Genomic DNA, 13,724 nt, shown 5'->3' on the forward strand with positions numbered 1-13,724 from the left:
AGTAAATCTACAAAGCTACTGTTTTGCCTTTTGAAACGAGTAATCCTTGGTTGGGCAAACTTTTATTTTGGATAAGTTTTTAAAAGCGAAACAGTCTTCAATTTCATTTTGAAATCGCTCACATTTAGAGTATAACACTTTGATTTAAGAAAGGGTTCCCAATTCTAGCTTATCTTTTGGAAACCCTTTCTATTTTGCATTTTTTATAAAAAAAGCTCGATATGACTTGATATCGAAGCTTTATTGTTTTAAAGTATAAATGGAGTAAGCATCAATTAGTACTCTTGATAAAATGGATAATGAAAGTCTACTATGAACATCTAAATCAAAATAATTCACCTCAAGACTACTCTTGTAGCCAATCAAACTTATATCTGAAAGATTGGTTAGACTGGTATTAGCATTAACAGTTAGGGATAATATTTTTGGGTTTTGTCCTCTGGCAATTTTTAGAGCATTTAAAATTTCTACTGTTTCTCCTGAAAGTGATAAAACGATGATTAGGCTTTTTTCATTAACAAAACGGGCATAGTAAGCCATGTATTTTGAATCATCATGCAAACTGACGGGCTTACGGAAAAGTTGCAACTTTTTCATCAGTTCGTCAGCAACGTTTGTTGATAATCCTCGTGAAAAAATTAAGATTTCTTCTGATTCTTGAATCAACTCCACTGCTTTTTCAATTTCTTCAGCAGAGATATTTTCTATTGTTTTCAAAAGTTCTTCTTGATTTTTAGCAATAGCCCCCAAGACTTCTTTGGAAAAACCATTGATTTCAGGAAGTTTTTTCTCACGAATCGAATATCTAAATTCACCATAACCTTCAAAACCTTTTTTTCTTACTGTTCGATTGACAGTTGAAAGAGAAACATGGGCTAGCTCTGCCAATTCTGAAATTGATAATTGGGGAATTTTTTCATAATTTTCCTGAATAATTTGCCAAGTATAGGACTCAGCATTGGTTAAATTGGACATATTTTTACTCCATTGATCACTTTTTGTTATCAAAAAAATGTTTTCTATCTAAAATTATAACATTTGGCGCTTACATTTGCTATAATTCCCTGAAATCGTTCTATATTTCTATTTTAAGGAGAAAGTAATGACTTATATTCCCAATCCCACTCGTTATGACCACATGATTTATCGTCCAGCTGGAAAATCTGGTTTATTATTGCCTGTCCTTTCGCTCGGACTTTGGCATAATTTTGGTTCAGTAGATAACTTTGATAATGCAAGGAACATGATTCATACGGCATTTGATTTAGGAATAACTCATTTTGACTTGGCCAATAATTATGGGCCAGAACCCGGTTCGGCAGAACGTAATTTTGGTCGTATTTTGAAAGAAGATTTCCAAAAACTGCGTGATGAGTTAATTATCTCAACTAAAGCTGGTTATCCAATGTGGTCTGGCCCCTATGGAAACTGGGGCAGTAAAAAAAGTTTGCTGGCTAGTCTTGATCAGTCTTTGAAACGTTTGGGACTTGACTATGTTGATATTTTTTATTCACATCGTCCTGACCCAAATACACCGATTGAAGAAACAATGGGAGCATTAAAGCGCGCTCTGGATAGTGGAAAAGCACTTTATGTAGGTTTGTCCAATTATTCCGCCAAAGAAACCGAAGCTGCGGTCTTAGCGGCTGAAAAGTTAGGCTTTAAACTCTTGATTCATCAACCTCGTTATTCAATGCTAGATCGATGGATTGAAGATGATTTGCAAGAAACTTTGACGGAGGCGGGGATAGGAATAATCGCCTTTAAACCTTTGTACCAAGGGCTCTTAACCGAAAAATATTTACATGGTATTCCTGAAGATTCGCGAATGCGTGATCCTCATTATGCAACTTTGCATGATGACAGTCTTACGAAAGAAAGATTGGAACAAGTCCAAGCGCTTAATGATTTGGCTCAAAGTCGTGGACAATCTTTAGCTCAAATGGCCTTGGCCTGGGTTTTACGAGAAAGAGATGACAAGGTTCAAGGCATCACTTCTGCTTTAATTGGCGCAAGCCGTCCGCAACAAATCATTGAAAATGTGGCAGCTTTAGAACATTTGAAATTTACTGACGAAGAATTAATTAAGATTGAAAAGCTCTTATAAAGAACAAAAAAGTTACTGACAAATCTGTCAGTAACTTTTTATTTTCTAAATAAAGCTGTCAGTAAAATTAATAGCTCAATCGGTCAATTTTTACACCAGTATATTCGTGAACGGCATCAATTGCATGATGATAACGCGTTAAATAACCTTCTTGGTCTCTATAGTCTCCTTCGTCATCTAAAATAACAACTTTATCCATTAAACCAAACTCAGCTAATTGACGCATCAATTCTTCATGGAATTCATGGCGCGATTCTTCCCATTCCATATGACGAAAGCCGTCATCAATGTATTCTGTAATTGGTGGAATGACTAAAATTAAATCCATTCGTTCATCTGCAATTGTTTTTTTGAATAAAGGTTCAAGCTGCTCGAAATCTTCCCTAGGTAAGTATAATTTAGCGTACACTCTGGTCACAATGGCATCCGTATCTAAAAAAACAATTCCTTGATTGGCAGGAGAATTGACTTCGCGAGAATTTGCATCATATTGACCTGTAATCATTCGAGCATAATCATCCATTTTCAACTCATCATCATCAATATTAAAAGCTTCTTCATATTCTCTAGCGTATTCTTCTGAAAACGGGGCATTAATGGAACGTGCCAAACGGCGAACCAGAGTTGATTTACCTGTTGAAGCTGAACCCATGACGGTTACAACTTTCGAAAAATGTCTCCTAAAGACGCGATTAATGTGAGTCCAGTGTTCTTGCGGATTTTCTCTAATTTGTGTGGCTGACAGTGAAATATCATGTCTGTCAGCAATTTCAACAGCATATTGATTCCCGTCAGCTGGAAATCGTTTCTTCAATTCTGCTGCGTATTCTAATTCGCCGACATAAAAAGTGACTGATAAATCTCTTTCCAAAGTATTATGATGAATCAATTCAAATAAACGATTTGCCCATTCATCCCAACCATTAGGCATTTCTGGTAAATCATTTTCATTAAGCATCGAAACTTTAATATTTTCTTCATCATTAAAAGCTTCACGCAAATAACGAAATCGTTTCTCAAGCGGTAGGCCAATTTGGGCACCACGGTCATTATCATAACCGGAAACGACAAGCAAGACCCCGTCATTCAAACTTGCGCATTTATAGATTTGTTGTTGGTGGCCCGTATGCAAAGGGGCAAAAGTTCCAAAATAAATACCGATATTTTTTCCACTTAATTTTGATTTTGAAATATTATTTGTGAGCATTTCGTTTATATCCTGTTTTCATATCAACAATATTTGTCAATTCCTTACCATTTGCATAGGCATCGAGATTTTTTTCCAATATTTTCATAAAGCGACGCCATGTTTCAGGAAGAGTATAGCCGCCAGAAGCATGAGGAGTGATTAATAGTCTTTGCGTCTGCCAAGCCCGGTGACCTTTAGGCAATGGTTCTGGGTCGGTCACGTCAATTCCTGCCCCGGCAATTTTTTTAGACTCAAGAGCATCACACAAAGCCTCTAAATCGACATTTGTTCCCCGACCAACATTTAGGAAAATAGCATTTTCTTTCATTAAATCAAATTTTTCTTGATTAAATAATTTATAAGTTTCATGGGTTCCAGGGACACTTGAAGCAATAATATCAGCTCTTGGTAAAACTTTGTCTAGGTCAGCTTCAGCATAGACTTCATCAGCAAATTCTTCATCACCATAAACGGTTCGTTTGACTGCAATGACATGACCTCCCAAAGCTTGAATCTTTTGTGCAAAGTGACTTCCAATATCACCTAAACCATGAACCAATACTGTTGAGCCATAGATAGATTGAATCTGACCAATATTTTCCCAGATTTCTTTTTCTTGTTGTTTTTCATAAAGATCAAATTTTCTTAGAAGAACGAAAGCCATTGTTAGTAAATGCTCAGAAATCGTAAGTCCATAAGTTCCTGTTGCATTTGTCAAAACTACCTCTTGAGGAAAATTTGCTCCTTGAGTATAACCATTGGTTCCAGCTGATAAAAGTTGGAGCCATTTTAAATTTTTATATTTTGCTAATAAATCAGGCTTTGGCAGACCAACTAATACTTCTGTTTCCAGAAAATCTGATTCTGTCAGCTCTTCTTCTTTTTTAAATTGAAACTGGTAAGCTTTATTTTTCTTGAAAGCCGCTTTTGTTTCATCTGAAAAATTTAACCAAACATTTTCTAAGGCAATTGCTTTTATCATTGGGACTCCTTTGTATAAAATGAATTTTAAAGACTACTTAAAGAGAATAAAGTCAAGCCTTGTTTTCTTTATCTTCTTTCTTTGATTATAGCACTTTGCCTTAATTTTATAAAAAATAGAAGTTTGACAATTCTGAAATTATCAGTCCTAAAATGACATAAAAGAGAATTTCAGCAAAAATTCTCTTTTTATTTTTATTAAGCTCGTACTGTTTTAGCAAGACCTGTTTTTTTGTCATAAAGATTAATCAAACCTGAGCCATTTTTACGAATCATATCTCCTGCTTTAACCGCAAAAGGAACATCAATATGTAAAAGGGTCATTGGGTTTGGTGCACGGTCAATATGTTCATCTGTTTCTGCCAAACGAAGATTTTTGACCACTGTTTCCACGTGGCGGAATCCTGGGCCATAAAATTCAATTTGGTCACCTTCTGTAATAACATTTCTTTGACGAATTGTAGCTACCATTGTTTCAGCATCAAAGTCAACAACTTCTCCGACGAATTTGTACTCAGGAATTTTACGACGAGCCCCAAAGAGTTGTTTATTTTCATCAGGCGTTCCATAATAAAAGCCAGTATCTAATTCACGTTGAGCTACTTTCCATAATTCATCAACTAAGGCTGGTTTTATTTCTTCAAAACGTTCTGGTGATTCCAAATAGGCATCAATAGCTGCTTTATAAACGTTAGAAACTGTTGAAACATAGTGAATTGATTTCATTCTTCCTTCGATTTTAAGCGAATTAACTCCATTTTCAATCATATCAGGAATATGTTCAATCATTGACATATCAACGGCTGACATTGAAAATTCTTCAGTGACTTCACCGGTAATCGATTTTCTCTCGCCAGCAAATGGCATATCATATAAATCATATTTCCAACGGCAAGATTGTGAACATCCTCCGCGGTTAGCATCACGCATACTCATATAATTCGATAAGACACAACGTCCTGAGTATGAAATACACATAGCTCCGTGAACAAAAGCTTCAATTTCAACATCAGTATGTTGACGAATTTCTCTTAACTCTTCTACAGAAACTTCACGCGCTAAAACTACGCGTTCAAGTCCTAAATTTTTCCAGAATTCTAAGGTTTCATAGTTAGTAGCAGACGCTTGTGTTGACAAGTGAATGGCCAAACCTGGTGCTTCAGCAGCGCAGATGGCAATCAAAGCAGGGTCAGAAACGATAACCGCTGAAATTCCTAAATCACGTAATGTACGGAACCATTCGCCCGCCCCTTTTTCATTCCCTTCATGTGTCACCATATTGGCTGCTACATAAACTTTAGCGTTGTGGGCACTTGCATAAGCGACCCCTTCAGCCATTTCTTCAAAAGTAAAATTACCTGCGCGTGAACGTAAGCCATAGGCCTGTCCACCAATATATACTGCGTCTGCGCCATAATCAATAGCGACTTTTAGTTTTTCGAGTGTTCCTGCTGGTGCAAGCACCTCTGGACGTGTTTTTGTAATTGACATGTTTCAATTCTCCAATTTTCAAGATTGTAAGTATTTTGAAAAGGCTCCAAAAAGAAAAAATCTTAGTCAAATTTATTGTCAGTAAATTTGCGAGCCAAAACTTCTTTGTTTCTTTATTTTACAGGATTTCTTGCCAAATTTAAACCTTCAAATATGACAAAGTTCTTTGACATTATGTTGCTTATCTCTCATTTTTACTGACAGAATTATTGATATTTTTTTGAGTAAATAATAAAAAGGTCACTCTGAATATCCAGAGTGGCCTTCCATTTTGAATTCATTTGTTATAATTTTTGTTAATGAGCCTTGTGATAATGGCTCCAACAATCAATAAAAGTGTAAGGACAATTTTTCCTACTATTCCTGGATTAGAAAAAAGAACAATAAGCCAGACAATAACCATAATAATTGGAAAGAAATATTTTTTAAAATTAATCATTAGTTTTTCCTCCTTATTGCCATTTATATCCGCTATAAACAGAAGAAATCTTGCCACCTTTCAAAATAGAAGGGTAATATGTCGTGCAAGTAAAATAAAATCCTCCCGGTACTCTAGTCCATACCCCAGCTAGACTTAACATAAATTTCCCAATAGTTCCTACTCCGGGTATTACAAAACCACTATATATTAAACCCGAAGATATCATTTGATTTGCCCTATCTTTGGAAACGTATATTCTTGTTGTTTGAGAATATTTATTTTTACTTACCATCACCACTTTATTTACCCCTTGATGATAAGTTGTTGCTTTAACTTTTGGACCACCTATTAGTCCAAAAATAATTAACGATAAACACACTGTACTAAATATCAGAATCTTTTTCATGCCATAGTCCTTTTACCTTTCTCATTTCTTAATAAAATAAGAAACTAATTAAGAGCTCGGCATTCAAATAATCACCTAGATATGGCGGCGACTTTCCATAATTTTATCTCCTTTCTAAAAATTTGAATCTTTCATTTGAGTGAAAGTTTGCTTGTTTATTCGTAACTTTTCACTTGTTTTTATCTACAAGGACACTATAATATTTTATCGTTAGTTTTACAAATGATTTGTTTTTTTATTTCTAAAAGGTTATGAAAAAATTACAAAAAGTTATCGATAAATCGATAACTTCCTTTTTTTATTTAATGGCATCTTTGTCCAAATCATAGAAACCGTGTGATAATGTCCGTCCTGCTGGATGTATTTTTCGGATTTCTTCATCTAGTTGGAAAGCCTTAAGTTCTGTAAATTCGCCTGCTTCAATCAGCTTTTTAGCTTCTACAAAAAGTTTGCTTATCGCTACAAAATCTTCACCACGAGTAAAAATTCCATCCAATTTCCAATGGTTATAACCCATTGCTACTAAATCTGAAAGTTCTGTCATCATATCTAAATCATCATTAGCAAAAATATGCGTCCCGTGATTATCTTCAAAGATTGAATAATGTGTATCAACTTTCTTAGGTTCAGAGACAAAAAGATTTCTTTCTCTGTCTTTGCCTTTTTCTTCAGTCTTGATGAAATTATAATAGTTTTGCACCAATGGACGTTTGCTATGATGAATCACCGTTGCACCATAAACTAAAATTTCGCCTGGTACAACTAATTCATCGGTCATATCAGCAAGTTCTTCTTTTGGCAATTCACGTGCAAGAACAGCTTCAATTGCCCCTTGTTTGGCCCAAAAATTAACTTGGCGGGCAGAAGCAACCATGGTTGAGGCATCATAAGTAAATGGTAACTCATATTTATCACGTTGCAAAACAAAAATCACACCCGCATCGCCTACTGCAATTCGGTCAGCTTTAATTTCAACTAAGAAATCTAAAAAATCTTTTATTTTTGCCATCATCTCTGTATGCATCAGAGCATTGACCGCGACAGTTACTGTCTTTCCTGCATCATGTGCAAGTTCTGTAATTTTTTGAATCTCTTCGTTGGTTAAAGCAGTTGGTACGCGTAAACCATAATTTTTTTCACCAATGTATAAACGGTCGACTCCAGCTTCGAGCAATGCTTTAGCTTGCTCTAGGCTTTCTGCCGTAGAAGTAATAGTAATCATAGTGATAATTATATCATATTGTTCTCTTACACGTTTTTTCTAATTCATCCTCTTACTAAAATTTACTACTCAAAATGATATTTATTCATAAAAAAGTATAGGTTAATTTTATTTTAACTCAAACGAAACCAAATAGCAATACATTTAAACTCTCGGTAACGTAAACCTTTGCTTTTTATACTATAATTGATTACATAATATAGGAAAGTGCTAGAAAATTATGGAATTAAAGAATTTAAAAGATTTTTATGAGAAGCAAGAATATGTCGATTATAACGAAAGTAAAAGTTTTGAGCAAAGACAAGTCAACAAAAGAATTGAAGAATTAAGCTTCTTCACTAATATTGCTGTTTTCTCAATTTTTCTTGTTTTTACTACTTACATTTTGGTGAGTTTATTGGCAAGCTGGATTGCTATTCCAGTTTCTATTGTTCTCTCGCTTGCTCTTTATATTTCCGTGAAAAAAGGAATTGCTAAAGCGATTAAATTTATGATGAAATAAAAACTGTCTAATAGACAGTTTTTTTATTTTATTCCAATTAAAATTTGCACATGAATTCTCGCTGTTTTTGGCGGATTTTCCTTTGCAAATTTTTTTCTTTCCTCAGAAACTGACCATTCTAATGGACTCATCAATAAGAAATCTTGACGCAAATTTTCTGGAATTTCAAAAGTATAATCAATTGTTTGTTGAGTAGTCTTAGGAAATTCTTCTTTAAAACGCTCAATAACTGCTTGATTATCATAATCAACTGGAAGTTGATAAACTTCTCGCAACTCGCGTAAATAATTTCTGTCAGGAATAATTTTAATGACCCGTCCATTTTCTGTCAGAACTCGATGAAATTCTGCATAATTTGAAGGCGTAAAAATATTCAAAATTACTGACAAACTCTCGTCAGCAAAAGGGAGATTAGTTAAATCAGCTAAGGACAGAAAACTTTTCGTGTCTAATTCCGTCGCCATTTCAATTCCATCTTTAGCAATGTCAAAAGCAAACTTCGCCCCCTCTACCTCTAGAAGTTCTAAAAATGAACCTTCGCCTGTTCCAACATCAAGTAAATTTCCACTGACAAATGATTTTTGAATTTCTGTCAGTAAATTTTGATACATCCCTGCTTGAATTAGGCGTCTACGTGGTTCAAACATTTTACGCGTATAATGCTCTGTGTCAGCTTTTGTTTGTAAAAAATTAACATAACCTTTCTTGTTTAAATTATAAGTATGATTATTTTCACATTTTAAGGCATAGGCTGCCAATTGAAATTTACCATGACAAATTGGACATCTCAACATTTCCACATTTTCTTCTAAAAGTAAATAAGCTTTTTCAATTTTTTTTAACATAGTTCTATTTTATCACAGCTCCCCATTAGAGCCAAATAGAGGGTAAAATACACGTTTTATACAATTATGCACTAAAAACACGACCCATTAGACCACAATATACATGTTTTTAAACGTAGTAAAAAACGTTAAAAAACACAAACGTAGTAAAAAGCGTTAAAAAAATGAACAAATTTTTGTCAGGCAAGGGGCTGTATATCCACGATATACGGCTTTTAATTTTGCTGAATTTTTGTATAAAAGCGTAAAAAAATTATTAAAAAATGAATACCCCCGCCCCTATTTGTTTTAGGAGAACCGTATACCAATAGTGACTCCCTTTCGAAAAAAGTGATTTTTCAAAACTTTTTTTCTGAAACGAAATCGCTCAACTGCAATGATAACTAGGATAATTGACCCTCAAAAGTTGCACACCAAAAAGGAGGAAATAAGCTAAATCTATTTGTGAGACACGCTACCAACGATTATTAGTGCTAAAACGACATAAAAAAAGGCAAGAAAGGGAAGTAATTCCTCCTTTTTTTGCCTATAAACATGACTATATAAATGTTTTAGTGTTTTGACCCCCCCTATATAAAAATTTTCAAAATTGGGTTTTCACGCAAGACGAGACCTATGTGTGTGCTTTCCCTGTGAAAAGATAGGGGGGAGGGTGTTTAAAAAATAATCTAATCATTCGAGCTTATCGGAAAAATATTATAGATTAATAATGTAAATCAATCACAGAAGCTCACGGTTTAATCGCTGTGAGCTTTTAATATATTTTGCGGTAAAATTTTATATTCAATCAACCTCACGCGCGTGCTGTGCTTGTTCTGTGGCTTTCTTTATAATCTCTTTCACTTGGTTAATAGCTGGGTTCGTGTGGTTTCTAACAGTACGTTCGTTTAACAGATAACGACTTGCAACCTCTGATAGTGTCAAGCGTTCCATGTATCTAAGTCTTATTAACTCTAGGTTATCCTCACTCAATGAATCAAACAGCTCTGTCATTGCGTTTAATATAAAGCGTTGTGGTGTTTCTTTCCCTGTGTTGTCTATCCTATCAGTCCATGACTTCATAACGCCTGTAAGATATAACCTGATATTAAACTCTATGTTATTCATAATACAATCCTTTCAAACAAAAACACTACAAAACACGCGCTACATCTTCTTTAAAAGTAAAGTATATTCTTTTGGCTCTCTTGATAGATATGTCTATTCCTGCGTTCTCTAACTCCATAGCGACACGATACCACGTAAAACCGTCATACCCTTTACATCTTAACTCTATGATTCTTTTTTCTGATACTGTTAAAGTATTGTATAAAGCTCCTATAAGTTCAAGTGTTCGCCTTAATTCTATCAGCTCTTTATCCTCTTCCATGCGTTCCTTGTCTAATGTGTTCCCCTCTGGCTCTGCTGTGCCTTTATAAGCTGTTCTAATTCCTAAGTTGTCCTGTTTTACCCTGTATAGATAACGGCTCTCAATTGCTTTTATTTTGGTTTGTGCGCGCCCGTTAATATAATCGGCTATGATTTTATCTATTTTATCTTTCACGCTTCCCCCTCTCTGCTTGCTAAGATTCTAAGTTCTTCTTCTGTTAGATTCTCAAAAGGATTGCTCACGTTTAAATTCCCTTTGATATTAATGTCTTGGGCAAGTGGGTAACGTTTTAAGATTTCAGCACTCGCCCTAATGACTTGATTAGTATCAGGGTGTTTGTCTATGACGTCGCCCTCTGCTGTTATCACTTGCTCTGTATGCTCTCCTCGGACTATCTTAGTTAATATGCCTAGGGTTTCCTCTGCGGTTGCTATGGCGTTGTTTGAAATGTCTTTTAACTTGCTATCAATGTATTTTTTTAAGTCAGGTTTAGTAAGGTTTTCGGCTCCTATCGACTTCGCTGTTTTTTGGCTATACCCTGCATTAACAGCCGACTGCGTGGCGTTTCCTGTTTTAATATATTCATCGCAAAATTTCCGCTGTTTAGGTGTCATTGTTTCCCCTCGTTTCTGTTTATATGTCCTTTATTAATTATAGCAAAGTAAAATGACAAGTTTTGACAAGTTTTTATTTCCACATAACGTTAAAAAAGCCCAGTCATTGACTAGGCTCTTTTTGTTTATTCTTCTAACTCAAAGCCGATTAATTCCGCGATATTATCCAGCGCGTTGAGGTTCATATCTGCTAAGTCTTTAGCTGTGATGATTGTACCGTCTGTGAACCGTGGCACTTCGTTGATATCATCTTTAAACATTGAATCATTGAGCGCGTGCAAGTCTTGTAACTGTGCTTTAAGTGTATTTTCTTCTGATTCTTGTTTGTCGCCTACCGTGATACTTAAATCAGTCAAACCTAGTGTATTAATTAAACGCTCAACACTATCAGCGAGTAAGTCAGCTAAAACCTCAGTATCTGCCCCAACTAATTCATCAGGATTAAAGGCTGATGTCTTAATCTCCTCAATGATTGATTTTACTGTTTCCTGCGGTTCATACTCTTGCGGTTCTGTCAGTTCGTCCACAGATAAGCCTAAAACTTCAGTAAGGTTGATGAGGTTCTCATGCAATCCTTTCGCTAAGTCTTTTTGAGTGGCTGGCGTTTCGTTTGCTCCCTCAATATGAATCAATTTAGAGGTTGGTTCTGAAAGTTCACTTGTCAGCGTGAAAAGGTTAGATAAGATTGTTTTTGTGTTTTGGCTCATTTTATTTTCTCCAATTTTTCTATGTTTATTTTTTATTATTTTTTTATGCTCCATTTGTCGACAATTCAATTTGTCGGACATCGTGCTTTTTTCATGTTTTTGTTTTCCTGTGATAATTTCTAGCTAGTAGGTGTTTTTGCGGTAACAGAGTAACAAAGTGCTATAAACAGCTTAACCACGCGCCTAAAGTTGTTACTCCTAACAGTAACGTGTTACCGAAGTACAGTAACACTTTTATTTTTTCTTGCGTAAGTAACCTTTAGTAACTTTTTTATGTTTCTCATCGTCCCAGTAAAACAGCCGTCTGAAAAGCTCGGACTCCTCGGCTCGGTGTAAGTCGATCGCTCTGTTAAATCCTGCGCTGTACGGTCGCTGTACGGTCTTTTTCCATTGGTCTTTGACATAATCAGGTAGTTTGTTTTCAAACTCTCGCTTATTAAAGGGCTTCACTCCCTCATCTTCACACCATGCACGATATAAGGCACTTAGAAAAGTAGTCGGTAGAAAATCACTGACAAACTCCTCAAACATATCATTTACAAACGCCAGCACGTTATCATTAGAAATTTTAAAGTCATTTAATAGCCCTTGCGTGGCTTTTGGTTCGTCAAACTTCTCAAAGTTAAGGGATAACGCAATTTTAAGCACGTACTCTAAAACGTCTTTACGTTTAATATAATCATCTTTGATTTTCCAGTTGTCATTATCTGCCGTGAAAGACTTGTTAAAGGGAACAATAAGCAAACGTCTATATGTTCCGTTTGACTTGTTTCTGAACTTTGGTAAGAAATTAGTCGATTGAATAACTAGCTTGTTAAATACTGCCAGCGTTGGTTGTTTTCCTTTCGCTTCAATCGGTACTGGGTCGCCAGTAACCACAGAAAAGTAGTTTCCTGCATTGTCTAAATAGCTGACTTGGCTATCATCTCCAATAATGCAAGTCTTCCCAACGACTTGGGAAAGAGAAAAGCGTTCAGAAAACTGTTCAGCTTTGACACTTGCGACGTTCTCACGTCCGATTAAGTTCATGATGAGGCTCTGAAATGTGCCTTTGCCGTCATTCCCCTTACCGACAAGCCAAACGCCTTTGCGATATGAATAGTTGCCGTTGGTGCTTGCGGAAATAATCTGCCATAAAAGGCTAACGAGTTCTTTATCTCCACTCATTAAATCATTGAGCCAGTCGTCTACGTTCCAATCGTTAATATTAGGCGTTTTTGCCTTGTCATTGTACTTGGTCGCAATCGTTGAAGTAAAGACATAACTAGGGCTAAATGGCTCTAATTGTTGCGTTTTCTTGTTAAAAATACCGTTCGCAACTGGTATCAAGTGAGCTTCTGCGGTTTGTTGCTTAACCTCTGATAGAGTTTCAAGTTTAAAGAGAACCTCTTTAGACCGTGCTTGACTATAAGACGGTTCTAGCCAATAAATGAGCCTATGGAAGAAATTCTCATTCGTTTCATATATTCCTAGTTCAGGGTTATAAACGCCTAACAGTCCGCTTTGGTGGTCTAATTTTATGACTTTGAGCGTTTTATAGATGATTCTAGCCGTATCTAAGGGACTTAGCGAATTGGGTGTATTGCCGTCTTTGTTGGGTGTGCTTAAAAATAAATTGCGATGTTCAAAGAATAGTTTTCTAACTGCTCTAAGTGTTCGAGTGTTTGCTTTGACATAGTCAGGGTGATTGATGATTTCTTTTTCTTGTTCTAGCCAGTCCGCCAAACTGTCTTGATAACCTGCGATATTGATGACTTTTTTGCCGTCTTCGCCATAATCTGTGAAGTCCTCTATTTGCGGTTTTGGAATTCTTACATTTTCTTGTGGCGTTTCTGCCAAAAGTTTATCTAATTGGTCTGTCATGACTTCC

The 13,724-nt window shown here is 35.6% G+C and carries 15 protein-coding genes; 2 read left to right on the forward strand and 13 right to left on the reverse strand.

The annotated features are described in order from the left end of the window. Positions 1–240: 240 nt before the first annotated feature. On the reverse strand, positions 241–975 hold the full coding sequence (locus QJV49_RS05660) for a MurR/RpiR family transcriptional regulator (protein WP_225512790.1): 735 nt from the start codon (positions 973–975) through the stop codon (positions 241–243). A gap of 127 nt (positions 976–1,102) precedes the next feature. On the opposite strand from QJV49_RS05660, the gene mgrA reads away from it, so the two are divergent. Continuing rightward, entirely contained in the window at positions 1,103–2,107 is a 1,005-nt protein-coding gene (mgrA, locus tag QJV49_RS05665; protein ID WP_225512789.1) for an L-glyceraldehyde 3-phosphate reductase, read from the forward strand. 67 nt (positions 2,108–2,174) lie between these two features. Here the strand turns inward: mgrA and QJV49_RS05670 are convergent, their stop codons facing one another. From QJV49_RS05670 to QJV49_RS05695, 6 genes are all read right to left on the reverse strand, one after another. Continuing rightward, on the reverse strand, positions 2,175–3,314 hold the full coding sequence (locus QJV49_RS05670; protein ID WP_225512788.1) for a nicotinamide-nucleotide adenylyltransferase: 1,140 nt from the start codon (positions 3,312–3,314) through the stop codon (positions 2,175–2,177). Next, positions 3,301–4,278, reverse strand: a complete 978-nt coding sequence (locus QJV49_RS05675) for a D-2-hydroxyacid dehydrogenase (protein WP_225512787.1) — start codon at positions 4,276–4,278, stop codon at positions 3,301–3,303. The genes QJV49_RS05670 and QJV49_RS05675 overlap by 14 nt, the downstream gene beginning before the upstream one ends. Before the next feature lie 197 nt (positions 4,279–4,475). Further along, positions 4,476–5,768, reverse strand: coding sequence for a U32 family peptidase (locus QJV49_RS05680; protein ID WP_021465949.1), 1,293 nt, complete (start codon positions 5,766–5,768; stop codon positions 4,476–4,478). 277 nt (positions 5,769–6,045) lie between these two features. Next, positions 6,046–6,207 carry a hypothetical protein gene (locus QJV49_RS05685; protein ID WP_225512786.1) on the reverse strand — a complete coding sequence of 54 codons (162 nt, stop codon included), beginning with the start codon at positions 6,205–6,207 and terminating at the stop codon, positions 6,046–6,048. Between the two features lie 13 nt (positions 6,208–6,220). Continuing rightward, a complete protein-coding gene (locus tag QJV49_RS05690) occupies positions 6,221–6,595 on the reverse strand; it encodes a hypothetical protein (RefSeq protein ID WP_225512785.1) in 375 nt (124 codons plus the stop codon). 298 nt (positions 6,596–6,893) lie between these two features. Further along, on the reverse strand, positions 6,894–7,817 hold the full coding sequence (locus tag QJV49_RS05695; RefSeq protein ID WP_225512784.1) for a peptidase U32 family protein: 924 nt from the start codon (positions 7,815–7,817) through the stop codon (positions 6,894–6,896). A gap of 220 nt (positions 7,818–8,037) precedes the next feature. Between QJV49_RS05695 and QJV49_RS05700 the strand changes: the two genes are divergently transcribed. Next, positions 8,038–8,319, forward strand: a complete 282-nt coding sequence (locus QJV49_RS05700; protein WP_038602178.1) for a DUF3270 family protein — start codon at positions 8,038–8,040, stop codon at positions 8,317–8,319. A gap of 23 nt (positions 8,320–8,342) precedes the next feature. On the opposite strand, the gene QJV49_RS05705 is transcribed toward QJV49_RS05700, so the two are convergent. From QJV49_RS05705 to QJV49_RS05730, 6 genes are all read right to left on the reverse strand, one after another. Further along, positions 8,343–9,164 (reverse strand): putative RNA methyltransferase, encoded by an 822-nt coding sequence (locus tag QJV49_RS05705; protein ID WP_225512783.1) that lies wholly within the window; start codon positions 9,162–9,164, stop codon positions 8,343–8,345. A 783-nt stretch (positions 9,165–9,947) separates the two neighbouring features. Further along, positions 9,948–10,271: a sigma factor-like helix-turn-helix DNA-binding protein gene (locus QJV49_RS05710; protein WP_225512782.1), complete on the reverse strand. Its 324-nt coding sequence runs from the start codon at positions 10,269–10,271 to the stop codon at positions 9,948–9,950. Between the two features lie 25 nt (positions 10,272–10,296). Beyond that, positions 10,297–10,707, reverse strand: a complete 411-nt coding sequence (locus tag QJV49_RS05715) for a RinA family protein (protein ID WP_225512781.1) — start codon at positions 10,705–10,707, stop codon at positions 10,297–10,299. Continuing rightward, a complete protein-coding gene (locus QJV49_RS05720) occupies positions 10,704–11,147 on the reverse strand; it encodes a terminase small subunit (protein WP_225512780.1) in 444 nt (147 codons plus the stop codon). The genes QJV49_RS05715 and QJV49_RS05720 overlap by 4 nt, the downstream gene beginning before the upstream one ends. Positions 11,148–11,272: 125 nt before the next feature. Then, complete coding sequence (locus QJV49_RS05725) at positions 11,273–11,854, reverse strand: hypothetical protein (RefSeq protein WP_225512779.1); 582 nt, start codon at positions 11,852–11,854, stop codon at positions 11,273–11,275. Between the two features lie 234 nt (positions 11,855–12,088). After that, positions 12,089–13,717: a phage/plasmid primase, P4 family gene (locus QJV49_RS05730; RefSeq protein WP_225512778.1), complete on the reverse strand. Its 1,629-nt coding sequence runs from the start codon at positions 13,715–13,717 to the stop codon at positions 12,089–12,091. Positions 13,718–13,724: the final 7 nt, after the last annotated feature.

Origin of the sequence: Lactococcus sp. NH2-7C, assembly GCF_029953655.1 — a bacterium.
Classification (GTDB): domain Bacteria; phylum Bacillota; class Bacilli; order Lactobacillales; family Streptococcaceae; genus Lactococcus; species Lactococcus lactis.